Annotated in this window: 26 protein-coding genes; 10 read left to right on the top strand and 16 right to left on the bottom strand. The window is 52.7% G+C overall.

Translation table 11 applies throughout. The features are described 5' to 3' along the window. Positions 1–9 precede the first annotated feature (9 nt). Entirely contained in the window at positions 10–876 is an 867-nt protein-coding gene (locus RAL91_RS18485) for a DMT family transporter (protein WP_306257723.1), read from the bottom strand. 57 nt (positions 877–933) lie between these two features. Here RAL91_RS18485 and RAL91_RS18480 point away from each other — a divergent pair, with 57 nt between their 5' ends. Together RAL91_RS18480 and RAL91_RS18475 are read left to right on the top strand one after the other, a co-directional pair. Beyond that, positions 934–1,635: a DnaJ family molecular chaperone gene (locus RAL91_RS18480; protein ID WP_306257722.1), complete on the top strand. Its 702-nt coding sequence runs from the start codon at positions 934–936 to the stop codon at positions 1,633–1,635. Positions 1,636–1,643: 8 nt separating this feature from the next. Beyond that, positions 1,644–2,402, top strand: a complete 759-nt coding sequence (locus RAL91_RS18475; protein WP_306263001.1) for an N-acetylmuramoyl-L-alanine amidase — start codon at positions 1,644–1,646, stop codon at positions 2,400–2,402. A 29-nt stretch (positions 2,403–2,431) separates the two neighbouring features. Here the strand turns inward: RAL91_RS18475 and RAL91_RS18470 are convergent, their stop codons facing one another. From RAL91_RS18470 to RAL91_RS18455, 4 genes are all read right to left on the bottom strand, one after another. Further along, a complete protein-coding gene (locus RAL91_RS18470; protein ID WP_306257721.1) occupies positions 2,432–2,875 on the bottom strand; it encodes a flagellar protein FlaG in 444 nt (147 codons plus the stop codon). Positions 2,876–3,049: 174 nt separating this feature from the next. Next, on the bottom strand, positions 3,050–3,448 hold the full coding sequence (locus RAL91_RS18465) for a hypothetical protein (RefSeq protein WP_306257720.1): 399 nt from the start codon (positions 3,446–3,448) through the stop codon (positions 3,050–3,052). After that, positions 3,445–3,741, bottom strand: a complete 297-nt coding sequence (locus RAL91_RS18460; RefSeq protein ID WP_306257719.1) for a rod-binding protein — start codon at positions 3,739–3,741, stop codon at positions 3,445–3,447. Before RAL91_RS18460 ends, RAL91_RS18465 begins: the two co-directional genes overlap by 4 nt. Continuing rightward, the gene (locus tag RAL91_RS18455; RefSeq protein WP_371932556.1) at positions 3,741–4,826 is read right to left on the bottom strand and encodes a flagellar basal body P-ring protein FlgI; all 1,086 of its coding nucleotides are present in this window, start codon (positions 4,824–4,826) and stop codon (positions 3,741–3,743) included. The genes RAL91_RS18460 and RAL91_RS18455 overlap by 1 nt, the downstream gene beginning before the upstream one ends. A 175-nt stretch (positions 4,827–5,001) precedes the next feature. On the opposite strand from RAL91_RS18455, the gene RAL91_RS18450 reads away from it, so the two are divergent. Together RAL91_RS18450 and dksA are read left to right on the top strand one after the other, a co-directional pair. Next, entirely contained in the window at positions 5,002–5,409 is a 408-nt protein-coding gene (locus RAL91_RS18450) for a flagellar assembly protein FliX (protein ID WP_306257718.1), read from the top strand. Positions 5,410–5,566: 157 nt separating this feature from the next. Then, entirely contained in the window at positions 5,567–5,983 is a 417-nt protein-coding gene (gene dksA, locus RAL91_RS18445) for an RNA polymerase-binding protein DksA (protein WP_306257717.1), read from the top strand. Positions 5,984–6,047: 64 nt separating this feature from the next. Here dksA and flgH read toward each other — a convergent pair whose 3' ends face one another. From flgH to flgF, 4 genes are read right to left on the bottom strand one after another with little or no spacing between them, the layout of a single operon-like run. After that, positions 6,048–6,791, bottom strand: a complete 744-nt coding sequence (flgH, locus tag RAL91_RS18440) for a flagellar basal body L-ring protein FlgH (protein WP_306257716.1) — start codon at positions 6,789–6,791, stop codon at positions 6,048–6,050. Continuing rightward, complete coding sequence (gene flgA, locus RAL91_RS18435) at positions 6,788–7,798, bottom strand: flagellar basal body P-ring formation chaperone FlgA (RefSeq protein ID WP_306257715.1); 1,011 nt, start codon at positions 7,796–7,798, stop codon at positions 6,788–6,790. Before flgA ends, flgH begins: the two co-directional genes overlap by 4 nt. 7 nt (positions 7,799–7,805) lie before the next feature. Further along, complete coding sequence (gene flgG, locus RAL91_RS18430) at positions 7,806–8,591, bottom strand: flagellar basal-body rod protein FlgG (protein WP_306257714.1); 786 nt, start codon at positions 8,589–8,591, stop codon at positions 7,806–7,808. A 43-nt stretch (positions 8,592–8,634) separates the two neighbouring features. Next, entirely contained in the window at positions 8,635–9,369 is a 735-nt protein-coding gene (gene flgF, locus RAL91_RS18425) for a flagellar basal-body rod protein FlgF (RefSeq protein ID WP_306257713.1), read from the bottom strand. Positions 9,370–9,595: 226 nt separating this feature from the next. Between flgF and RAL91_RS18420 the strand changes: the two genes are divergently transcribed. The 5 genes from RAL91_RS18420 (at position 9,596) to RAL91_RS18400 (ending at position 16,146) form a co-directional block, all read left to right on the top strand. Beyond that, a complete protein-coding gene (locus tag RAL91_RS18420) occupies positions 9,596–10,099 on the top strand; it encodes a flagellar basal body-associated FliL family protein (RefSeq protein WP_306257712.1) in 504 nt (167 codons plus the stop codon). 12 nt (positions 10,100–10,111) lie between these two features. Continuing rightward, complete coding sequence (gene fliM, locus RAL91_RS18415) at positions 10,112–11,269, top strand: flagellar motor switch protein FliM (RefSeq protein ID WP_371932437.1); 1,158 nt, start codon at positions 10,112–10,114, stop codon at positions 11,267–11,269. Positions 11,270–11,274: 5 nt separating this feature from the next. Continuing rightward, positions 11,275–11,739 (top strand): DUF6468 domain-containing protein, encoded by a 465-nt coding sequence (locus RAL91_RS18410; protein WP_306257710.1) that lies wholly within the window; start codon positions 11,275–11,277, stop codon positions 11,737–11,739. Continuing rightward, positions 11,736–12,404 (top strand): MotE family protein, encoded by a 669-nt coding sequence (locus RAL91_RS18405; protein ID WP_306257709.1) that lies wholly within the window; start codon positions 11,736–11,738, stop codon positions 12,402–12,404. Before RAL91_RS18410 ends, RAL91_RS18405 begins: the two co-directional genes overlap by 4 nt. Before the next feature lie 118 nt (positions 12,405–12,522). Beyond that, the gene (locus RAL91_RS18400) at positions 12,523–16,146 is read left to right on the top strand and encodes a hypothetical protein (protein ID WP_306257708.1); all 3,624 of its coding nucleotides are present in this window, start codon (positions 12,523–12,525) and stop codon (positions 16,144–16,146) included. Positions 16,147–16,164: 18 nt separating this feature from the next. Here RAL91_RS18400 and RAL91_RS18395 read toward each other — a convergent pair whose 3' ends face one another. From RAL91_RS18395 to RAL91_RS18370, 6 genes are read right to left on the bottom strand one after another with little or no spacing between them, the layout of a single operon-like run. Beyond that, positions 16,165–16,968, bottom strand: a complete 804-nt coding sequence (locus RAL91_RS18395) for an IclR family transcriptional regulator (RefSeq protein WP_306257707.1) — start codon at positions 16,966–16,968, stop codon at positions 16,165–16,167. Positions 16,969–17,016: 48 nt separating this feature from the next. Next, the gene (locus RAL91_RS18390) at positions 17,017–17,406 is read right to left on the bottom strand and encodes a RidA family protein (RefSeq protein ID WP_306257706.1); all 390 of its coding nucleotides are present in this window, start codon (positions 17,404–17,406) and stop codon (positions 17,017–17,019) included. Positions 17,407–17,420: 14 nt separating this feature from the next. Then, the gene (locus RAL91_RS18385; protein ID WP_306257705.1) at positions 17,421–18,188 is read right to left on the bottom strand and encodes an amino acid ABC transporter ATP-binding protein; all 768 of its coding nucleotides are present in this window, start codon (positions 18,186–18,188) and stop codon (positions 17,421–17,423) included. Between the two features lie 9 nt (positions 18,189–18,197). Then, positions 18,198–18,860 (bottom strand): amino acid ABC transporter permease, encoded by a 663-nt coding sequence (locus tag RAL91_RS18380; protein WP_306257704.1) that lies wholly within the window; start codon positions 18,858–18,860, stop codon positions 18,198–18,200. 10 nt (positions 18,861–18,870) lie between these two features. Then, positions 18,871–19,533, bottom strand: coding sequence for an amino acid ABC transporter permease (locus RAL91_RS18375; RefSeq protein WP_306257703.1), 663 nt, complete (start codon positions 19,531–19,533; stop codon positions 18,871–18,873). 27 nt (positions 19,534–19,560) lie between these two features. After that, complete coding sequence (locus RAL91_RS18370; protein ID WP_306257702.1) at positions 19,561–20,394, bottom strand: transporter substrate-binding domain-containing protein; 834 nt, start codon at positions 20,392–20,394, stop codon at positions 19,561–19,563. Between the two features lie 185 nt (positions 20,395–20,579). On the opposite strand from RAL91_RS18370, the gene RAL91_RS18365 reads away from it, so the two are divergent. After that, positions 20,580–21,638, top strand: coding sequence for a D-TA family PLP-dependent enzyme (locus RAL91_RS18365; protein WP_306257701.1), 1,059 nt, complete (start codon positions 20,580–20,582; stop codon positions 21,636–21,638). Positions 21,639–21,662: 24 nt separating this feature from the next. On the opposite strand, the gene fliP is transcribed toward RAL91_RS18365, so the two are convergent. Beyond that, on the bottom strand, positions 21,663–22,370 hold the full coding sequence (gene fliP, locus RAL91_RS18360; protein ID WP_306257700.1) for a flagellar type III secretion system pore protein FliP: 708 nt from the start codon (positions 22,368–22,370) through the stop codon (positions 21,663–21,665). Positions 22,371–22,394: the final 24 nt, after the last annotated feature.

Genomic DNA, 22,394 nt, shown 5'->3' with positions numbered 1-22,394 from the left:
TTCAGATGATTAGCGCGTTTTCTTCAGAAAAAAGATGATGCAGACAATCAGGCTTGCGACCAGCCATGCCTCGGGTCCGACAGCTTCTCCAAGCACAAGTTGAGACAGCACCAAAGTTACAAATATCTGCAACAATTGGGTTTGCCCCACAAGTGCAACTCCGCCAAGAGCCAGCCCTGCATTCCAGAAAACAAACCCGATGAACATGGAAAACAGGCTGACATAAGCAAAGCCGATCCAGGCTGATGTCGAGATGCTGCCTATCGCATCTGGGAAGCTCAGAATACTGCCAATAATTGAAAGTGGCAGGCACAGAAGCAGCCCACGGCTAATGACCTCCCAACCTGGCATGCTGCGCGACAATTGGCCGGATATTGCATAGCCAAATGACGCAAAAAGTGCCGCGGCGAGCAGCCAGCCATCTCCCGGCCCAATGCCGTCTGGCCCATCGCGCAGGGCGAAGGTGATAACCAGACCACATCCAATCAGACTGAGTATCCAGAACCAGACACTTGGCCGTTCCTTGTTCAAAATTGCAGAGAACAACGCTGTCGTAATTGGCAAAATCCCCAACACAATGCCGCCATGAGAGGCTGGCACATTTGTCATCGCAAGGGCCATAAAAAACGGAAATCCAATGACCAGGCACAAGGCCGAGATGAAAAGCGGCAGGAAATCTGCCTTCACAAATGGCCTGCGCCCCATAATCAAAAGCAGAATCAGTGCACAACCAGCTGCCACGACTGCGCGACCATAGGTCACAAAGGAGGGTGACATATCCGCGACTGCCAAGCTGGTAAATGGCAGTGTGCCGCCAAATACAACAACGCCAACAAGGCCGAGCAAAAGCCCCAGGCCAGTTTTTTCGGTGGACATTGGCGTGGGCATAGGATGGTCGTTTTCGTTTTGGGAAAAATACTTTAAACGGTGGGTATGGGTATTTTTCTAACACTGCAAGAGTGGGTGGAAAGCAGCGTCGATGCCGGCGGTGCGTTTCTTGACCGCATTACCAAAGCCATATCAGGGCTGACTGATCCCAAGGCACGGCGTCAGGCTGCGTTTTCTATTGCCATGATAGCTCTGTCCGCCAAAATGGCAAAAGCAGACGGCATTGTGACACTGGACGAGATCCATGCCTTCCGCGATCTGTTTGAGATCCCTCAGGCGGAGCGGACGAATGTTGCGCGGCTGTTTGACCTTGCTAAACAAGATACTGCAGGCTTTGAAGCATATGCTGCACGCATCGCCCGCTTGTATGATGAAGATCTGCAAACCCTTGAAGACATTATGGATGGTCTGTTTCACATCGCCAAGGCCGATGGTGTGTTGCATGAGGGGGAGCGCGCCTTTTTGCAGCACGTTGCCGAAATATTCGGTTTTGACAGTTCTGCCTATGAAGCCATTGAACTGCGTCATGTTGATTTGGGAAAAGCAGATCCGTACCAGGTGCTTGGTGTGTCTCCAGACATGGATCTTCAGGACATCAAGAAGGCCTATCGCACCAAGGTTTCTGAATGCCATCCTGATCGAATGATTGCCAGAGGTGTGCCGCCGGAATTCATTGCAATCGCAAATGACAGAATGGCTGCTATCAATCTGGCATGGGAGCAGATTGGCCGGATGAGAAGCTCGTGACCGATCCGATGCTTTCCATACCCGAATATGCATCTGCGACGCTTGCTCCTTCGCCAAATTTCGGGCCAAGGCCGGACGGTCAACAAGCCGATTTGCTGATTTTGCATTATACCGGAATGCCGGACGATGATCAGGCCCTGTCATGGCTGCAAAACCCGACGTCTCAGGTTTCCTGCCACTATTACGTTCATCAGGATGGCCAGATCCTTCAGCTGGTTTCGGAATGGCAGCGTGCGTGGCACGCCGGGGTTGCAAGCTGGCAGGGGATAACTGATATCAATTCGTGTTCAATTGGTATCGAAATTGCCAATCCAGGCCACAATTACGGGTATCACGCCTTCCCGGATGTTCAGATTGAGGCGGTAAAAGGTCTTTGCCAGGAAATTATCCCTCGGCACAACATACGTCCCGAACACGTGCTTGCGCATTCAGATATTGCGCCTGATCGCAAGGAGGATCCGGGCGAGTTTTTTCCATGGCCCTATTTTGCCGAGAATGGAATCGGCCATTTCTCAGCGCCTAAACCTCTGGGAGACGGACGCTTTTTTCAGCTGGGAGACCAAGGTGAGCCAGTCGCTGCTTTGCAGGCGATGTTTCAGCTTTATGGGTATGGCTGTCCGCAAACTGGGCGCTTTTGTGAATTGACATGCGCAGTCGTTCGCGCTTTTCAGCGCCATTTTCGGCCTGAATTGGTAGATGGAATTGCTGATCAGTCTACAATCGCCACATTGCATGAATTGCTCTCAGCCCTGCAGGCCCAGTCTTAGAGCGCCTGCGAGAGCTTAAAGCATTGGAATTATGCGATGCGATCAAACGGCGCGGACAATTTCGCTGCTATATCTTCTGGATTCTGCGACTGTTGGCTACCGTTATAGGCGGCCCGCAGTTTCAGGATGATATCCTCAGGCACCTGACGGACAACATCTCCATCATCGGGATCGACGGCTTTATAGACCAGGGTCTCCGTCTCCGGTTCCACTTCAAACAAGCGATCGACTTGCGGCCTGTTTGCTTCCGAATTGAAACTTTTTTCCTGACCGATTGAATCTCTGTCGGCCTTGGCCGCCGTCTTGTCATCCCGGCGCTCGCCTGCTTTGTCAGCGGCCGTTTCTGCCGGAACACTTTTGGGTCGTGAGGTTTCTGTTTCGACCGGAGGCACACTTTCACGCGCGGGAGCCTTGGCAGGTGTTGTCACCGCAAGGGGAGGCGGTGCGCCGACTATACTTGATGAGATGTCCATGATTGGACCCTCCATGGGTTGGTTTCTTCCAATGGCACGGGAGCGCTTCTGACACTCCGCCATTGGTGAACTTACACAGGGAGTTTTAGGATTTAGTCGTGAATGTTCTTAAAACTTTAACGGTTTTTGCAGGCATCACTAAAGGAATCAGAATCTTTGATCTGGATTCGGACCCTAGAAGCCTTTGTCGACCGCAATGCCGCGTCTGGCTGGCAATGGCCCTGTTGGCTTCATAGCGTTTGAACCATAGGAGTTGGTTGCGCGTGGACCGTTCACCACATCCGCAACGCGTTTGATGATGCCAGTGCTTATATCACGTGCCATCCCTAGTGCCGACATGTTGGCGCTCAGCAGGCGGTTCAGGTCTTTAAATGCGTCGGCCAACCCGGATTTGGTTCCTTTGTCCAACTGGCCGACCTGAGACTGGAAGTCCGCAATCAACTGGTTTTTCTCCGCCTGCAGGGCAAATGAGGCGTCAAAGTCTCCAGAGTTTACCAATTTGGTTTCCTGATCCAGCACAGCGCTGAGCTTACTGATCAAAGCTGTCATGTCGCAATTGTTGGGGGGCGTCATTGCTCTGCCTGCTCCTGAATTTGCAGTAGTTCAGCGTAAATCTGATCAGCGATGCCGATGCCGCCGCTTTCCGAAATCGCTTTGGCAAATTGCTCCACTTGCATGCTGCGCCATGTATCAGATGCCTGGCTGGAGAATTCATCGTCCTCGCCCAGCCCTTCAAATGCTGAAGCCAGCATGACATTCAAAAAGACAGCCTCAAACTCTTGCGCTTTTTCCCGCATTGGGTTGTTGGGCACTGGAAGGGTCTGAATGCGAGGCTGTTGGGCAGCCGTTGGAGTAATACTATCCATTACATGACCTCGATTTCTGCCTGTAGGGCGCCTGCTGCTTTGATAGCCTGCAAAATTGAGATCATATCTCTTGGGCCGATGCCCAGCATGTTCAGGCCGTCCACGAGTTCCTGCAGGGAAACACCGGAGCTGATCACGGCCAATTGAGCTTCTATTTCCTCGTTAGCAGTTATTTCTGTGTTCGGAATGACCGTGGTTTGTCCGTCGCTGAAAGGCGCAGGCTGTGATACATCAGCAAATTCGCTGACCATGACCGTCAGGTTTCCCTGGGCCACCGCAACCGTTGAAATTTGCACCTCACGCCCCATGACAATGACGCCAGTGTCTTCATCAATGACGACCTTGGCGGGCAAGTCCGGTTCAATGAGCAATTGTTCGATGTCGGTAATCAGGTCCACAATATTACCGTTGAATGTTTTGGGCAGATACAGCTGAACGGTGGCCGGATCTTTGGGTTCAGCAATAGGCTCCCCCATGAGATCATTGATGGCCAGAGCGACACGTCGCGCAGTGGTAAAGTCCGGGTTTCTGAGAGCAATGCGCAGCGTCTCAAGTGTTGCCAGTTCAAAGCCGACTTCACGCTCCACCAGCGCCCCGTTTGAAATGCGTGCTGATGTTGGTACACCGCGTGTCAAAGACGCTGCATCGCCTTGCACAGCGAAACCACCAATGGCCAAAGACCCCTGGGCTATTGCGTATGTCTGCCCGTCGGCACCCATCATGGGGGTCACGAGGAGTGTTCCGCCCTGCAGACTTGCCGAATCACCAAGCGCGCTGACATTGACGTCAATTCGCGTGCCCGGCGTTGCAAACGAAGGTAGGTTTGCCGTCACCATAACGGCCGCTACATTTGCTGTCCGAAGCTCCTCGGCAACAGTATTGACGCCCATCCGTTCCAACATGGATTGAAGGCTTTGACGTGTGAAAGGCGAGTTATTTAACGAATCTCCGGTCCCATTCAGACCGACAACCAGACCATATCCGATCATCTGGTTCTCGCGAACGCCTTCGAAATCGGCAATATCCTTGATTCGCGAGACAGCGCCAGCCGAGCCTATCAAAAGCGTCATCCCGATGCTGAGCATCGCAACGGACAGGACTATGCGCAGCCACAGACCGGAAGACGGCATGGCTTGAGAGCAGTATCTGTGCCTCATTTTCCAGTTTTGGGCCATAAATGCGATCCAATGAATAACTTTAACTCTTGGTTAAGGATAATCGTTAAAAATACTTAACAACTTGCTAACATTAGGATTTGCGATGCGCATTGACGCTTATGGGCTCATACCCGGTTCCGCCCCGATGCGCGCCAAAACCAAAAGCAGTGGCTTGTCCTTCTCAATTGGTGACACAAGCGATGCCAGTTCTGCCAGAGATGTTGGTGGCACGGCTGCGCAACAGGGCGTCTCGCTGGGAGCTTTGCTCTCGCTCCAATCATCCGACATGGATACAGTTGAGCGTAGGGCGACGGCAAAAGGGCATTCCCTGTTGAAGGATCTGTCACAGCTGCAAGCAGCGCTTTTGGGCGGCGATGACATTGCAGAACGCCTTGTGGAGTTGAAAGAGCGACTGCCCGACTTACAAAAGACTGGCGATGATCGCCTTGATCCGATTCTGCGTGAAATCGATCTACGCGTGCGTGTTGAATTGGCAAAACGTGGACTTTAAGTTGTATAATTTTTGATTTATGTTGGAAATTATCGTTCAATAACAGCGGCTTAAGACAAGTGAAAACTTAAAGTTAATGTAATCGTCAATCCTGTTGTTTCCGAAAAGACCTATAGGTATAGTCCGGCCAATCGGGGCTAGAATTAAGGTCAAGCGAATGTCTGCAGTTGCTGATATTGATTATCGTCCATCTGAGGACGAACCCTTCATGAATGACCGCCAAAAGGCGTATTTCAAACGTAGGTTGAATGACTGGAAAGAAGATATTCTTCGTGAAAGCCAGTTAACGTTGGATACTCTCCAGCAGGAAAATTCAAACCACCCGGATTTGGCGGATCGCGCCTCTTCGGAAACTGATCGTGCCGTTGAACTGCGTGCCCGTGATCGTCAACGAAAGCTGATTTCCAAAATTGATGCCGCTCTCGCGCGTATCGAAGATGGCAGTTATGGATATTGCGAAGAAACCGGCGAACGTATTTCTCTGAAGCGGCTGGATGCCCGTCCCATTGCAACTATGTCCGTTGAGGCACAGGAACGCCATGAGCGTCGGGAACGTGTTTATCGCGACGATTAACCCGGTTGTTTTTCCAGAACAGTTATAAAAGGGCGCTCTCCTGTGTGAGAGCGCCCTTTTATTGCTAGAATGGAAGAACGATGTCCAGCACCTGCTGGCCGTAGCGAGGCTGTTGAACATCTGTAATTTGACCTCGGCCACCATATGAAATGCGCGCTTCGGCGATTTTCTCTGATGGTATGGTGTTGTTCGCTGCGATATCCTGCGGCCTTACAACACCGGCCACTATAAGCTCGCGAACTTCGAAATTGACGCGAACTTCCTGTCTGCCCTCAATCACCAGATTCCCGTTTGGCAGTACCTGGGTTACAACCGCAGAAACGCGCGTGCTCAGGGTTTCAGACCGGTTCACGGTGCCGCTGCCGCTGGAACTTCCAGTGCCGGACAGATCGATGGCGGCTGAAGCCTCCGAACCGCTTGGCAACACTTTATTCAACAGACTTCCTACAGCGCCTGATGCACCCATCGACTGGCTGCCATTGCGTGCGCGTTCGGTGCTGTTGGCGATAGCCGCCGTATCCGTAATGCTGACCAGCACTGTAACCAGGTCGCCAATTTGTCCGGCGCGCTGATCATCAAAGAAGGTTCTGCGCCCTGACTGCCACAATGAATTGGGGCTGTATTGGGCCAATGTCGGCGTTGGCATCGGCATTTGAACCGGCTGATAGCCGATTTGCGTTGTTGGATCCTGAATGGCTGACAATGGCGGTTCCTGGCCGATTTGTGCCAGTCTATCCGCAGTGCCGCAGGCCGCAAGGGCTGTGGAGACAAGGGCGAGCGTCGCCAGGTTTCGAAAAATACGGGTCATTGGGCGACCTCTCTCAGATTTGCAAGATTTGTTGGTTTACGGAGCTTCAGTTCAACGCGGCCACGGCCAATCACCTTGGCATCGATCACGCGTTTGGAATGGGAATTGATCACGCTGATTGTGTCACCTTCGGCACCGGCTTCCATCGCCCGGCCATCGGCAGAAATTGCAAGGCGACCGGTGCGCAATTCGATGACGACCCGATCATTGCGGGCCACCAGAGTTGGAGGGCGCACATCATTTGCGGAAATCGGAACGCCAGGGCGCATGGCGCGGCGCGCTTCAAAGCCGATCAGATTGTCAGGGAAAGCTGGCTCCATGCGCTGGGCGCGGGATCGTGGCACGCGCTGGGTTTCCAGATCACCGCGGCGAATGACTTCACCACGGGCAATGGGACGGGTGAGTACGGTGACTTCACTCATAGGCAATGCGGTTCCGCGCAGCCGGTGTTTCTGCTGGCGGTTGCCCTGATCAATGCTCAGAAGCACTTCAAACCGGCTGAGGCCGTTCTGGCTGGTTAGCGGGCTGCTCAGATTGAGGGATACAATGCTGACAGGCTCTGCTGACAAGGCATCAGCGGGGACGGACCAGATTGCGTCTGAAAACCGCATGGAAATGTCTTCCCAGTTTGCGATGTTGAGCCGCCTTGCGATTTCCAGTTGAAGGATGACGCTGATATCCTGCGAGGTGATCATGCGCGCCTCGCGCCGAACCTCAACCTCCTGAATACCTGCAACATCCACATCAGACAAACCGGCGCGGGCAGCTGCCATCGTCACTGTGTGGGTATCCACCGTCCCGCTCTTACCAAGATCCGGCGCCCGAAAAACGGCGGTTTCAGAATACAGACCAGCATCGTGAAACAGATCGCCCAATGTCACGATTTCCGAGGCAACAGTCACGACGGGCTTCAGAACGGCGATGCTCTCTGCACGCACGACACTGATTGACACAAGTGAGGCGAGGGTGGCGGCAAGGAGACTGAGGAGGCAGTAGATAATTTTCATGTCGAACCTAGCGCAAGTTTGCGGTGGAAGAGAGCATTTCATCAGCGGCTTTGATAACCCGTGAATTCATTTCATAGGCACGCTGAGCGGCAATGAGGTCCGATATCTGGGTGACGGCGTTCACATTTGCCATTTCCAGATGCGCCTGAATCAAATTCCCGTATCCGGGGTCTTCCGGATTTCCAAGTTGAGCTGTTCCGCTGGCATCCGTTTCCAAATACAGATTGTCGCCAATCGCTTCCAATCCGACCTTATTGGTGAAATTGACCAACTGAATTGTGCCGAGCGTTGTTGCCGAAACGTCATTGTCTAAAAACGCCTGTACTTCACCTTGCGAATTAATTGTTACCCCGCGTGAGTTTTCCGGAATGACGATGCCACTTCCCACCGTGTAACCATTCACATTGACGATGGTGCCCGTCGCATCCCGCTCAAAAGAACCGTCTCGGGTATAGGCAGTCCGACCGTCAGGAAGCGTAATTGTAAAAAAACCTTCGCCACGAATGGCAACATCCAATTCGCGCTCGGTGGCCTGGACACTGCCTTGAGACATGATACGCGGAGTGGCTGTGGTCTTGACACCAGACCCAATTTCCACGCCCGCTGGAACCATGGTTCCAGCGTCGGATGTGCTGGAGCCAGGGCGACGCAGGTTCTGGTATAGCAAGTCCTGAAATTCGGCGCGGCTGCGTTTGAAGCCGGTCGTGCGCATATTAGCAATGTTGTTGGAAATGACTTCTACGTTCAATTCCTGGGCCAACATTCCTGTGGCTGCGATGCTGAGGGCTTTCATAACTCTTTCCTAAACCGTACCGTTTGTGCCTGAGATCATCATTTTATGCTTGAACGCTGCCAAGCTTTTGAACTGCGCCCTGACGCAGGTCATCAATCCGTTTCAACATGTTGGCGAGTGACTGGTAGGCACGGCTGACCTGGATCATCTCGGTGATTTCGGTCACACCCTTGATGTTGGAACCCTCAAGCGCCCCTTGCGTGAATGCTGCCTGAGCGGGATTTGCGCCTTCACCAGCGAACAGGCTGTTGCCTTCACGTGACAGCAATTGAGGGGAGTCAAATGTGACAGCCTGCAGCTTGTCTTTCACACCCGCGCTGGAGGAGATCGTTCCATCTGCTGCGATGCTGATATCAGTTTCGTCATTGTTAAAGGTGATGGGGCCGCCTTCACCCTGGACGGGCATGCCCTCACTGTTGGTGAGAAACCCTTCCGGGTTGATCTGGAATGCTCCGTTGCGCGTGTATCGCAGGCCAGCTTCGGTTTCGATCACGAAGAATGCATCTTCAGACAGCGCAACATCCAACGGATTTCCGGTGAGTTTGACAGAACCGGATGCAAAGTCAGTCATTGTCCCGCGATCCCAGACATATGACAGATCACGATCTCCCATACCGAAGCTGGTCGCTTCGGCCACCGGCATGATGTATTCGGAGAACAGGGAGCGCTCGGCCTTGTACCCGCTGGTGCTGATATTCGCCAGATTATTGGCGACAACATCCATTTGTCGTCTCAGGGCAGTTTGCCGTGACAGACCGATGAGTTCTGCGTTTTCCATTTGTTACCCCCAAGCACATGTTCACCTTTTCTTAAGCGAAAATCGTGCCAAATAGATAATTGTTTAAAATCAATGACTTAGATTTTAGATTGGCTTTTTAACCCGGCAAAATGGTGCAAGTTGCCATATTTGCTCGGCAAAAATTGCCGATCGACGTTTACCATAAAGACTTTGTTAACGATTTTTTACGCATAAACAAAAGGATGCAATTGGGGACTCAGATCTGATGAGCGACGTTACTGCCGACGCTATTGATGACGCAGAAGAAGGTAATGAGGAAACACCCCCAAAGGGCGGTAAACTCAAGAAGATCCTTATGATTGCGGTGCCTGTTGTGCTTCTGCTGGGCGGCGGCGGTGCCTATATGATGGGTGTGTTCGATGGTGGATCGTCGATGACTGCGGATACGCCTCAGCCACCGAAGCGGGTTTATTTTCTGGATTTGCCCGACTTAACCGTTAACCTTTCATCAGTGGAGCAACGCGCTCAGTTTCTGAAACTGTCCGTGTCACTGGAAGTTGCCGACAAAGCCACTCTCCAGGCGATCGAACCCTTCATGCCACGTGTGCTTGATGCCTTTCAGGTCTATCTGCGGGAGTTGCGGACAAGTGACCTTGAAGGTTCTGCTGGCATCTTCTTGCTGAAAGAAGAGTTGCAGAGGCGCATCGAGTTGGCAATTCACCCAGCCAAAATCAACGACATTCTGTTTAAGGAAATTCTGATCCAATAGGGTCTGCTGGTTATGGAAGAAAAAGCCCAAAAAAAAGATGATATGTCCGACTGGGATGAGGCGCTGACCGAACAGGGCGCTGAAGCAGATGGTGGTGAAGAGGGCGGTTGGGCCGATCTTGTCGATAAGGGCGAGGACGATGCGCCTACCAAACGTGGCGCGGAGCGCATTCTCAACCAGGAAGAAATAGACAATCTTCTCGGCTTTTCGCCGGATGACGGTGTGCTGGGCGAACAAAACGGCATACGCGCGCTGATCAATTCCGCGCTGGTGTCCTATGAACGTCTTCCGATGCTGGAGATTGTGTTTGATCGTCTGGTGCGTTTGACCACTTCAAGCATGCGTACCTTCACGTCTGATAACGTCGAAGTCTCTTTGGAGTCAATATCTTCGGTCAGGTTTGATGACTATCTGAATTCAATTCCATTGCCAGCAATCCTGTCTGTCTTCCGCGCTGAGGAATGGGATAATTTTGGGCTGATCACTGTCGATTCCAACCTGATCTACTCGATCATAGATTCCCTTTTGGGCGGTGGTAGGGGTATGCAGGCTGTTCGCGTGGAGGGGCGTCCCTACACGACGATTGAAATGAACATCGTTCGCAAACTGATAGAGATTATTCTGGGCGATGCCGAAAATGCGTTTCAACCGTTGACGCCTGTGAAACTCAATTTGGAACGGTTGGAAACGAACCCGCGCTTTGCGGCCATCACACGCCCCAACAACGCAGCGATTCTTGTTGAGTTGCGGGTGGATATGGAAGACCGCGGTGGCCGCGTGCAGATGCTGCTGCCTTATGTCACAATTGAGCCAATCCGAGATCTGCTCCTGCAGATGTTCATGGGTGAGAAATTCGGGCGTGATGCGATCTGGGAGGGCCATCTGGCCTCTGAGGTCTACGCTGCGGAAATCGAAGTGGACGCTGTTCTGGTGGAACAGGAAATGTCGTTGCGCGATGTCATGGCGCTGCAACCTGGCCATACGGTCATGTTTGATGTTTCGCCTCAGGATCCGATTGAAATCAAATGCGGCGATGCTGCTTTGACAAAAGGTATTATGGGGCGGATTGACGATGCTATTTCGCTGAAAATTTCACGTAGTCTGAAACGTCCTAAAATGTCCCTTGCAGCGTTTGAGAATGCAGCACAAACCAATTCTGAGGTTGGATAAATTCTATGATGGGCCTTGCGATTGATATCCTGGTTTCCGTTCTTTTGGTTGTTACCATTGGTTATGCTGCTGTGCTGAACAGACGTCTGAAACGTCTTCGTGATGAAGAAGACATCATGCGCGCCACGGTGCAGGAGTTGATAAACAGCTCTGCTCTGGCGGACCGCGCCTTGAAGGAGTTGCGGGCGATGGCCGAAACTTCCGATGCTGTGCTGAAGGCACGTTTGATGGAAGCAGAAACAATGACCGGGCGGCTTGATCAGGCAACAGAGCGAAGCAATACAGCGCTCTCTCGTCTTGGGGCTGCCGGTGTTCCAATCCCGGCTGCGCCCAAAGCCACTATACGCGAACAAGCTGAGCAACTGGCTGCGACAGGATCAAAATCGGAAACAGCCTCTGTTGCGGTCAGCCCGGCTTTCGCCAATCTGCGTGAATCTGCTCTCCGCCTGTCTGCAAGAGCACAGCAATGAAAGATGTCCGTCTGTTGCCAATCCTGATGGTGGCATGCTCAGCAATGCTGGCGCTTAAGTTTCTGGGTTTTATAAACTTGCCAGGATCTGTGTGGCAAGAATTTGCTGGCACAACGAATGTGTTTGCGCAGGAAGCTGAAGCTGGGGCAGATCAGGCAGACGCGACTGGTGATATGACCATGGTGCCGGGTATGGAGGCATCCATTGTAGAAGGTCTGCCGGCCCGTAACACTGAATTGTCAATCCTTGAAAGCTTGCGCGGTCGGCGCAAAGAGCTGATGCAGCGCGAAGAGGAACTGCAACTTCGCGAAAACCTCATTGAAGCAGCGGAAGGTCGTTTGGAGAGCCGCATTGGGCAATTGGAGGCTTTGGAACAACGCCTGCAGGCCGCGACCGAGGCTGAGTTGGGCGCGCGCAAGGAGGAATTGCGCGGGCTTGTGACGATGTATGAAACCATGAAGCCCAAAGAAGCTGCCCGCATCTTCGATCGCCTTCAGATGGATGTCCTGATTGATGTCGTACTTGCCATGAATCCGCGAAAAATGGCGTCTGTTCTTGCGAGTATGAACCCGGAAGCTGCGCAACGGCTCACCATCGAAATGGCAAAAGTGGGACGCCGGGATACACCAAGTGGCATTGACCAACTTCCCAAAATTGGCGGCTAAAGCCCCGTAAACGCTACAGTTTCGACGGTTAATGTAACCTCTCTTTAACAGAAGAACCGCTATACTCGACCTACTGACAGATATTGTCTGTCTGAGTTGCAGTCTGATCGGTGTCCGCATGTTTATGAGAGTCTGGCTTCGGCGAACGTCGTTGGTGATCCTGTTTTTTCTTTCCGGCCTGTCGCCATTGTTTGCGATGCCGGCTTCTATTGTCGCGGAAAACAGCGCCGGCTACGGACGCATGGTGGTCACTTTTGATGGCGAAAACCTGGTTCCATCCTACACATCCTCCTCCAATAACAATGTTATGGTTATCGAGTTTGAAGACAATGTTGAAACCAGCATTGATTCAATCGCAGTTACTTTGCAAGACTATGTTGGCGTCGCGCGGCTTGATCCCAATGGCAAGGGATTGCGATTTTCCCTGACGCGGGGCACGCGCATAAACATTCAGGAAGCGGGTGAGAAGCTGTTTGTCGACTTCCTTCCTGGCGGATGGGTTGGCTTGCCACCAACTCTGCCGGAGGATGTGGTCCGTGCGCTTGCTGAGCGCGCGGAGCGTGCTTTCAAGGCCGCCCGCGCAGCTGAGCAAGCCGGTGTTGTCGGCGTGTTACGCCCCCGGGTGGAGATGCGCGTGGGCAGACACCCAAGCTTCACCAGATTGTCGTTTGGCTGGAATACTGGTTACAACGCTGCATTTGTGCGCGACGGAAAAAATGTTGCCATCAACTTCGATACTGCGGCTCCGTTGGACCTTACGGATATCACGACCAATCTGCCCAAGGGGATCGAACATGCTGAAAGCTTTGTGCTGGACGAAAAGCTGAACGTTGTTCTGACTGTGGATGACATGTCAGATGTGCGGGCGTTTCGTGATGGTGAAGTCTATGTGATGGATGTCACCACACCTAAATCGGAGGCGGGCTCAGCGCTGACCGGGCTTGATGATGCTGGTCGCCCGCAAACAGCATTGCTCGGGGGTAATGTTGGCTCGGACGTTCCAAATACACCTGATGGAGCCAGTCAGGTCTCGGAATCCAAGGGCGTGATGGACGTGAACGCCACTCAGTTGGATCCGGCACGTGAGGCGTCGTTGGGCGTCCACAATAATAGACAGGAGCGACTCGCTGAAGTCGTTATCGAGTCGGCCACATATAACCCTTCAGAAGCAATGCTTGAACCCAATGAGGGCGAACAGCAGCGCCAGCAAGCGCCTCCGCGTCCTGTACCGGAAGCCAGCTTTCGGGATGATGACGTTGATGATTCATCGGTCATGATCGTTGATGCCACAGTAAATGAGGGCACAGCAACGTTTGCATTCCAGTACCGGGAAGATGTTGCTGCCGCAATGTTCAGCCGCGCAAACATCTTATGGATTGTATTTGACAGCATTGAGCCGATAGAACTGGGTCTGGCAAAATCTGTTGCTGACAGTTTTGACGCCAACATGACCCAGATTATCTCTGGCGACATGACTGTTATTCGCCTCAACCTGCCGCGCCCCTTATTTACGAATCTGTCGAAAAGCGGAACAGATTGGATTATGTCCCTGGGCGATAGAATTTATGAGCCCAGCCTTGCACTGACCCTGAATCCGATTGTTGACAAAGAAGGTCTGGCGCAGATCAAAGTGCCTCTCAATGCAGTTGGGCGCGTCCATGAGATCTATGATGAAACAGTGGGTGATGTCCTGACAGTCGTCACAAGTTTTGGACCAAGCCAAAGCCTGTTGCGCGGACAACAATTTGCTGAGTTGGGCTTCCTTGCCACCACTCACGGTCTTGCTGTTACATCGCGAATTGATGATCTTGAAGTGAGTTCTGCATCTGATCACGCACTGTTTGGCCGGGAAACCGGCTTGTCACTTTCCTCGAAGGCTCAAAGTCGGGGATTTCAGCTGACGCCGGACCGCTTGGGCGGCAATGTATCTGACAATGAAACGATTTCGTTTGCGCGAACTTTGCTGAGTGCTCGCTCGGAACCGGGTGAGCCTTATCGCCGGGCGGCGGACGCCATTTTTCGGCGTGTGGCCTTGGCCGAGCACAGTGAACGCCCGACTTTGCGCCTGGAAGCAGCCAGGTTCTACCTGGCCAACAACATGCCTCATGAAGCCATCGGTATGATCCGATTGGCAATGACCGAGCAGCCCTCGTTTGAAAATGATCCTGCCAATCTGATGTTGAATGCTGCTGCGAATGCAATGGCCCAACGCTCTGATGAGGCGGGCCGTATTCTCTCACATCGACGGCTTGAAGATAACGCAGATGCAGCCTTCTGGCGTACCATTGCTGCAGCTGATATGCGGGAGTGGGATGTCAGTTACGAAAATATCAAGCGCGGGCGTGTGGTTCTGGGCGCCTACCCACCAACGGTTCAACACAATTTCCTGCTATCCGCCGCTGAATCTTCCCTGGAGTATAATGACCGGGCCTTTGCCGACACGCTCTTAACAGAGATTAATCCTGGTGCTTTGACATCCGGTCATCTTGCAAGATATTTTCTGTTGCGTGGGCGCATTGCCATGCAGGCGGGTGATACTGAAGGCGCCATGCGGTCATGGACTCAGGCAAAGGCGCTGGGCCAAAGGCCACAAAGCGCCGAAGTTGACTTCCTGACGTTGCAGCATCTTCATCAGAGCGGTCAAATCTCCAGTGAAGATGTCCTGCGGGAACTCGCCGGACTTTCATTGCGTTGGCGCGGTGACGAGATTGAGTTGAAAAGCCTGCGTCTTCTTTCCAGACTTTACGCAGATGATGCCCAGTACCGTAAATCGTTCCAGACTATGAAATCAGCGGTTCTGGTTGACAGGAAGTCGGAGACAACGCGCTCCTTGCAGGATGACATTAACGGTCGGTTTGAAGATCTGTTTCTTCACGGAGGTGCTTCCGCACTGGACCCTGTAGAGGCATTGGCGCTGTACTATGATTTCCGCGAGTTGACGCCCATTGGCGTCAAAGGTGACGAGATGGTGCGCAAGCTGGCCGCACGTCTGATCGATGTTGATCTGCTGTCACAGGCAACCGAACTGCTTGCTCATCAGGTTGATAACCGCCTGCGTGGCACTGCACGTGCGCAAATCGCCGCTGATCTTGCTTTCGTCCATATTCTCAACAAAGAGCCACATCGCGCACTTCAAGCCATACGGCGGACGCAGCAGGCTCAACTCCCCAATCTGCTTGATCGTCAAAGGCGTCTTCTTGAAGCGAAAGCCCTTGCCGACACCGGGAAGCCGGATTTGGCGGTGACGCTGGTCAAGAATTTGCAGGGAAATGACGCAGAGCGTCTGATTGGGGACATCCAATGGGACGCCCAAAACTGGCAGGCCGCAGCTGAATCCTATGAACGCGTTGCCGCCGATAGCTGGTCAGATGAAGGGCCTCTGGCTGCGCTCCAGCGACAGGCTGTCCTGAAAGCCGGAATTGGCTACTCCCTGGCCGGAGATGGTCTTGGGCAGCAACGTTTGCGCGGAAAATTTGCGGAGAAAATGGGCGATAGCGAAGATGCAGGTGCCTTCGATGTGGTGACAACCCCTCTGGAAGGTCAGGGATTGGAATTCCGAACTGTTTCCCAGCAGCTTACCACATCAGACGCAATGCGCTCGTTCCTGAGCGATTATCGCAGACGGTATATTGCACCACCCGATGGCAGGCTGGCAGCGCGGAGCACGGATTCTCCGGACGGTCCGTCGCGGGACGCCACTATGCAAAACGAAGAAGGTCTTGCAGTGGACGGCGCCGTTTAAGCGGCACCGCTCAGCATTCTATTCAGCTGCCTGAATGTTCTGTTCAGGTCCTGATTTCAATGCGTTGGTCAGATCGCTTGCGGCCCGTGTAAGTACATCCCGATACATCTGAAAATTCGACGTCGCATCCTGCTTTGGTGCGATCAGACATAACGTGCTCATGCACTGGCCCGAGCCGTCATAAACGGGGGCTGCAAAGCAATGGGTGTATGTGTCGGCCAGGCTGTCAAATGAGAAGAAACTATCGTTCTGCGCAGATCTGATACTGCTGATGAAATCCTGTGTTTCCAGTGTGGAACCATCCGGCAGAACGAAATCCTCATCAGGAACAAAGTCCAGAATTTCTGCATCTGACAGATGAGCCAGAAGCAGGCGGCTGGAGGCCGTCCAGGGAAGGGGAATCCGCTGACCGACATCGGCGCTGATGCGAAACTGCCGACTGCCTTCATTCATCATGACGACCGTATATTTGTCACCATCAACCATGCATAGTTGCGAGGTTTCTCTGGTTTTCTCTGTTATGAATTCAAGCATGGGCTGGGCAAATCGGGTGAGATCGAAATTCTCGATGTAGCTCAATCCCCAATGGTGCAGCTTGCGGCCCAGAAACACGCGGCCTTCAGTGTCTGTCCGTTCCAGAACACCCAGGCTGGTCAGGATGCCAACCAATTCATAGACCGATGATTTCGGCGCTTCCATGCCAACTGCAATCTCAATCGGCCGCTTGGGCTCTTTGCCCAGATGCAGATAGTGAATAATGGCAAAAGCCCGTTCCAGCCCTCTGGCACGGCTCTTTGTTGTGGTTGCTGGTGTCTGCGGCAACACGTTCTCCCTATCGAATTCAGCCCCATACAGTATAGGTTGTAGAATTCAGCTTGTCTTGCGGTAAGCAATGCAATCGACTTCGACTTTGCAATCAACCACCATAGCCGACTGTACGCAGGCGCGTGCAGGGGGGTGGTCTCCAAAATACTGCGCAAAGACCTTGTTAAAGCTCCAAAAATCCCTGGAATCATCCAGCCAGACTCCAATGCGGACAATATCTGCCGTCGTGTAACCAGCCGTCTCAAGAATTTCTATCATATTGCGGATGGCCTGATTTGCCTGCGCAACAATGCCGCCATCAATAATCTCGCCATCCACCATTGGTGTTTGTCCTGAGACATACAGCCAACCGTCTGCTTTCGTTGCCTTGGCGAATGGCAACTTTTGCTGCCCGGATCCCTTAGCTTCGTCAACTCCGTACCGTTTGATTGTCATTATTGTCTTCCTTATCAGAATTTTGAGCTCTTGAGGAACGCAGCCAGTCGCTCTGACTTTGGGTGTTTGAAGAGTTTCTCCGGAGGACCTTCCTCACCGATAGTTCCGTCCTGCATGAAGATAACTTTGCTTGATACATCGTGGGCAAACTGCATTTCATGGGTCACAAGCAGCATGGTCATGCCGTCATTTGCAAGGTCGCGGACCACTGACAGAACTTCATTCACCAATTCGGGATCCAGCGCAGACGTGACCTCATCGAACAGCATCAATTGCGGGTTCATTGCGATTGCCCGGGCTATGGCCACCCGTTGTTGCTGACCACCTGACAGCTGTCCCGGGAAATGGTCGCGCCTTTCATGCATTCCAACCCTTTGCAGCCATTTCTCAGCTGTGGAATATGCCTGATCCTTGTCCATGCCACGGGTTTTGATAAGACCCAGCATCACATTGCCAATGGCGGTCATATGAGGAAACAGATTGAAATGCTGAAAGGCCATGCCGGTCATGGCCCTTTGCCGTGCGATCTGCTTTTCCGGCAGCAGCGTGCGCTTGCCGTTTTTCACGGTGTAGCCAATCTGCTCTCCGCCAATTGACACAGTTCCATCTTCATACTGTTCCAGCAGATTGACGCAACGCAGCAGCGTGGTCTTACCTGATCCGCTGGAGCCGATCAGGCTGACGACATCGCCCTTGTGCATCGTCAGATCAATGCCTTTCAACACTTCCAAGTCGCCAAACCGTTTGTGCAGGTTTGTTATTTCCAGGACCGGAGCAGACATCAGGGTACCTTAAGTGGGGATTGCGACTTTGCGCTCTACAAATCGCCCGATCTTCTCAATCGTAAAATTGATCAGGAAGAACATGAAACCGGCGAAGAAATAGAGTTCAAGACTGAGATAGGTTCGGGAAATCACCTGCTGGACGGAGAGCAGCAATTCCACGACGCCAATGATCGACAGCAATGTGGACGCTTTGACGATCTCTGTGGCTGTGTTGACCCATGTGGGCAGTATCTGTCTCAGGGCCTGCGGTAACAGGACAGAGAAGAATGTTGTGCGGAACGTCAGTCCAACCGATTTGGCAGCTTCGGTTTGTCCGCGTGGGATAGCCTGCAGCGCGCCACGTACAATTTCTCCAACATGTGAGCTGCAAAACAGTGTTAGCGCAAAAATACCTGCCTGAATGGCCGTCAGTTGAATGCCAATGACAGACAGAATGTAGAAGCAGGCGAGGATCAGCACAAAGACGGGTGTTCCGCGTAGAAAGTCGGAATACAGGCGCACGAAAAAGCGAATGAATGTACTGCCATATGTCAGCAGCAGCCCCACCACAACGCCCAGAATGGTGCCGACCAGAATTGAAATCAGTGAAATGAAGAGTGTGTTTCCTATGCCTTCCACGATTGGCCAGCGTGCGCCCCATATGGCTTCTGATGCTTGAATGAGTTCCATCGCTCAAGCCCTATCCTGGAATCGCAAGTCGTGTTTCGATCCGTCTCAGGATCGCGGCGATGACATAGCAGGCAACCACATATAGAAGGCTCGCGACCAGCCAGGTCTCAATCACCCGAAATGTTTCCACATTGATCTTGCGCGCGTAGAATGTCAGTTCAGGCACCGCGATTGCGGCGGCAAGTGAAGTGTCTTTGAACAGCGAAATGAAATTGTTGCTGAGTGACGGCAGGACATTGCGAAACATCACCGGCACGATGAGGTAGAGCTTGGTGCGGAACTCTGTCAGCCCGATTGACAGGCCGGCTTCGCGCAATCCGGAGGGCAGGGCTATGAGACCGGCCCGGAAAACCTCTGTGAGATATGCGCCCGAGTAGACTGATAGCGTGATAATGAAAGATTCAATTTTGCCAAAGCGGATGCCGAGTTGTGGCAAAGCGAAAAAGGTAAACAGGATCAGCACGAGAATTGGTGTGTTCCGTATTGCTGATACATAGGCCGTCGAGGCGAACCGGATGATCCGGTTCCTCGACAACATTCCGAAGGCAGCCAGCAGACCAATCAGACAACCGATTGCAATGGATATAACGGCCAGGATCAATCCCAATCCAAGACCTGCCATCAGCAGATCAAAGTCCCGCCATACCGCTGCAAAGTTGAAATCGTACTCCACCGAGCGCCCTCGAAATTCGTTGATCTGTTACTTGAACTCTACCGGGAATCCGATCTGCGGCGGAGACAATTCAGCGCCAAACCATTGTTTGAACGATGCCGCATAGGTGTTGAATTCAACACCGGTCATGGCTTCATGCAGTACAGAGTTCACAAAGTTCAACCAGCGTTGGTCACCTGGCTTCACAGCACAGCTATAGCTTTGCGGGTTCCAGCCATAGCCAGCATCCAGATACCTATCCGGGTTTTGGGCCATGAACCAGCTCAGCGAGGATTGATCGGTTGCGGCCGCTGCAGAGCGGCCTGAATTCAGCGCCTGATACATCAGATCAACGCTATCATATTGATCAACATTTGCGTCGGGAAGGGCTGCATGCACCATTTCTTCGGCATATACATTCTGCAGAACTGAAACGGTCACATCGTCGCCCGCAGCCAGAAGTTCATCGTGGCTTTTATAGTCGCCATTGGCCATCAGCATCAGGCCAACACCTTCGCGATAATAGGGAATAGTGAATTCGACCTGCTGGGCGCGACCTGCGGTGACAGTCATGAACTGGCAGGCAACATCCACCTTGTCAGTCGCCAGATTGGGGATGCGCGCATCCCCGGACTGATTGACGAACTCGACTTTGGTCGGATCATCGAACAGACCTTTTGCGATCAGACGCAACATGTCGATGTCAAAACCAACCAAATCGTTGTTCTCGTCCTTAAAGTGCCAGGGCGCGTTGGTGCTTCCTGACCCGGCGATCAGATATCCGCGATCAAGTACATCCTGCAATTTATCTGCAAATGCGATGCTTCCTGATGCGCATAGCAGAGCTGCGGCGATTCCATATTTAGACAGACTTCTCAGCATGTTTTCTCTCCTTGCTGGCGTTATTCCATTATATTGGAATTAATATCTGTATTGTGGAATAACGTTGACGAAGGGAAATGATTTTGTCAACACTGTTGGGAAAATGAATGGCAAGCTGCTGAAAGACATGCGTAATTCAACAAAGCTGCTGTGGCTGCGTGGAAACAGGCTGAAGGAAGACAGACATGAACGTGCTCCCAATTGATACGCCAGCCGTTCTGGTAGACCTGAATATCGCGGAGAAAAATATTCGTGATTTTCAGCGTTATTGCGATCAGCACAATCTGCGCCTTCGGCCGCATATCAAGACCCATAAATTGCCGGCCCTTGCGCAATATCAGCTGGCTCAGGGTGCAATCGGCTTCACCTGCCAGAAGGTAAGCGAAGCAGAGGCAATGGTGGCAGGTGGAGCGGTTGGCGATATCCTCATTACCTACAACATCATGGGCGCTGAGAAAGTTGCCAGATTACGCGCGCTTTCAGAACGCGTTACCTTATCTGTCGTGGCTGACAGTCAAGCGGTCATTGATGGTCTGAGCGCGGGCTTTGCTGATGCGCCACAGCCCCTGCCGGTGCTGATTGAATGTAACACGGGTGCGGATCGGTGTGGTGTCTCCACCCCGGAGCAGGCAGCGGATCTGGCGGCTGCAGTGGCGGCGTCTCCCAGGCTGTGCTTTGCCGGTCTCATGACCTATCCGCCTGTTGGCCGCGCCGATCAGGTTGCCGAATGGCTCTCATCGGCAATCGATCTGATTGAAGGCGGTGGTCTCAAGGTCGGAATCATTTCATCCGGTGGCTCACCTGACATGTGGCAGGCTCATCAAATGCCTGTCGCAACGGAATATCGGATAGGAACTTATGCCTATAATGATCGCTCGCTCGTTGCGCGCGGCACATGTGACATTTCCGATTGTGCGCTTACTGTTCTTGCGACGGTCGTCTCTGTCCCGACCCCGAACCGGGCCATCATTGATGCCGGCTCCAAAGTGCTGACGTCAGATCTGCTGGGGCTTGAAGGATATGGCCATGTTGTTGGCTATGAAGATGTAGTTGTTGATCAGTTGAGCGAAGAGCATGGCCGCATTATCAGTACCGCACCGATTGACCTTGAGGTTGGTCAACAGGTGAGAATTATCCCCAACCATGCCTGTGTGGTTTCAAACATGCTTGATCATGTGATTCTTATGCGCGGTGATGTGATCGACCGCAAGGAACGGGTTGCGGCCCGTGGGCAGGTCTGGTGATTGCGCAAACCGTTTTGTGCCGACTTATATGGGTATTGGTGTCTGAAAGCTTTCCACCAGTGAACCTGCCAGCAGGCTCCATCCATCCACCAACACAAAGAAAATCAGTTTGAAGGGCAGCGAGATAACGACGGGTGGCAGCATCATCATGCCCATTGCCATCAGCACCGAGGCAACAACCAGATCAATGATGATAAATGGCAGGTAGATCAGAAACCCAATTTCAAAAGCCCGCCTGAGCTCGCTTATCATGAATGAGGGTACCAGAACGCGCAGGCTTACGTCTTCTGGCGTCGCCGGTTCGTCACTCTGTGACAGATCTACGAATAATTGCAGATCCTTTTCCCGGACATGCGACAACATGAAGGTGCGAAATGGGGCTGATGTTGCTTCGAATGCTTCCGCAAACTCCAATTCGCCCTGAATAAGCGGTTCAACGCCCTCATTATAGGCTGTCTCAAAGACCGGAGCCATGATGAAGGCAGTCAGGAACAGCGCAAGGCTGATCATCACTGAATTGGGTGGTGCGGTCTGCAGGCCAATAGCGGACCGCAACAGGGACAAGACCACCACAATCCTGGTGAAACTGGTGACCATGACAAGAATGGAGGGTGCCAGGCTGAGAACAGTAATGAGCGCGACAATTTGAACCGCACGTTCGCTGACCCCGGTACCGTCACCGAAGCCGATAGAGATGTCCTGGGCAAAAGCAGTGCTGGCAGCCGTGCTCACGATCAGGCCGAGCAACCAGGGCCG

Origin of the sequence: Pararhizobium sp. IMCC21322 (assembly GCF_030758295.1) — a bacterium.
Taxonomy (GTDB): domain Bacteria; phylum Pseudomonadota; class Alphaproteobacteria; order Rhizobiales.
This window is presented reverse-complemented; position numbering and strand designations above follow the sequence as displayed.

Bases quoted from the DNA above. Each gene is read 5' to 3' on its own strand.
- RAL91_RS18380 (WP_306257704.1), bottom strand. From the start codon at position 18,860: ATGGAACTCATTCAAGCATCAGAAGCCATATGGGGCGCACGCTGGCCA.
- flgH (WP_306257716.1), bottom strand. From the start codon at position 6,791: ATGACCCGTATTTTTCGAAACCTGGCGACGCTCGCCCTTGTCTCCACA.
- flgG (WP_306257714.1), bottom strand. From the start codon at position 8,591: ATGAAAGCCCTCAGCATCGCAGCCACAGGAATGTTGGCCCAGGAATTG.
- RAL91_RS18390 (WP_306257706.1), bottom strand. From the start codon at position 17,406: ATGACAATCAAACGGTACGGAGTTGACGAAGCTAAGGGATCCGGGCAG.
- dksA (WP_306257717.1), top strand. From the start codon at position 5,567: ATGTCTGCAGTTGCTGATATTGATTATCGTCCATCTGAGGACGAACCC.
- RAL91_RS18485 (WP_306257723.1), bottom strand. From the start codon at position 876: ATGTCCACCGAAAAAACTGGCCTGGGGCTTTTGCTCGGCCTTGTTGGC.
- flgF (WP_306257713.1), bottom strand. From the start codon at position 9,369: ATGGAAAACGCAGAACTCATCGGTCTGTCACGGCAAACTGCCCTGAGA.
- RAL91_RS18450 (WP_306257718.1), top strand. From the start codon at position 5,002: ATGCGCATTGACGCTTATGGGCTCATACCCGGTTCCGCCCCGATGCGC.
- RAL91_RS18420 (WP_306257712.1), top strand. From the start codon at position 9,596: ATGAGCGACGTTACTGCCGACGCTATTGATGACGCAGAAGAAGGTAAT.
- RAL91_RS18455 (WP_371932556.1), bottom strand. From the start codon at position 4,826: ATGCTCAGCATCGGGATGACGCTTTTGATAGGCTCGGCTGGCGCTGTC.
- flgA (WP_306257715.1), bottom strand. From the start codon at position 7,798: ATGAAAATTATCTACTGCCTCCTCAGTCTCCTTGCCGCCACCCTCGCC.
- RAL91_RS18365 (WP_306257701.1), top strand. From the start codon at position 20,580: ATGAACGTGCTCCCAATTGATACGCCAGCCGTTCTGGTAGACCTGAAT.
- RAL91_RS18470 (WP_306257721.1), bottom strand. From the start codon at position 2,875: ATGGACATCTCATCAAGTATAGTCGGCGCACCGCCTCCCCTTGCGGTG.
- RAL91_RS18400 (WP_306257708.1), top strand. From the start codon at position 12,523: ATGTTTATGAGAGTCTGGCTTCGGCGAACGTCGTTGGTGATCCTGTTT.
- RAL91_RS18385 (WP_306257705.1), bottom strand. From the start codon at position 18,188: ATGTCTGCTCCGGTCCTGGAAATAACAAACCTGCACAAACGGTTTGGC.
- RAL91_RS18410 (WP_306257710.1), top strand. From the start codon at position 11,275: ATGATGGGCCTTGCGATTGATATCCTGGTTTCCGTTCTTTTGGTTGTT.
- RAL91_RS18370 (WP_306257702.1), bottom strand. From the start codon at position 20,394: ATGCTGAGAAGTCTGTCTAAATATGGAATCGCCGCAGCTCTGCTATGC.
- RAL91_RS18475 (WP_306263001.1), top strand. From the start codon at position 1,644: ATGCTTTCCATACCCGAATATGCATCTGCGACGCTTGCTCCTTCGCCA.
- fliM (WP_371932437.1), top strand. From the start codon at position 10,112: ATGGAAGAAAAAGCCCAAAAAAAAGATGATATGTCCGACTGGGATGAG.
- RAL91_RS18480 (WP_306257722.1), top strand. From the start codon at position 934: ATGGGTATTTTTCTAACACTGCAAGAGTGGGTGGAAAGCAGCGTCGAT.
- RAL91_RS18465 (WP_306257720.1), bottom strand. From the start codon at position 3,448: ATGACGCCCCCCAACAATTGCGACATGACAGCTTTGATCAGTAAGCTC.
- RAL91_RS18405 (WP_306257709.1), top strand. From the start codon at position 11,736: ATGAAAGATGTCCGTCTGTTGCCAATCCTGATGGTGGCATGCTCAGCA.
- RAL91_RS18460 (WP_306257719.1), bottom strand. From the start codon at position 3,741: ATGGATAGTATTACTCCAACGGCTGCCCAACAGCCTCGCATTCAGACC.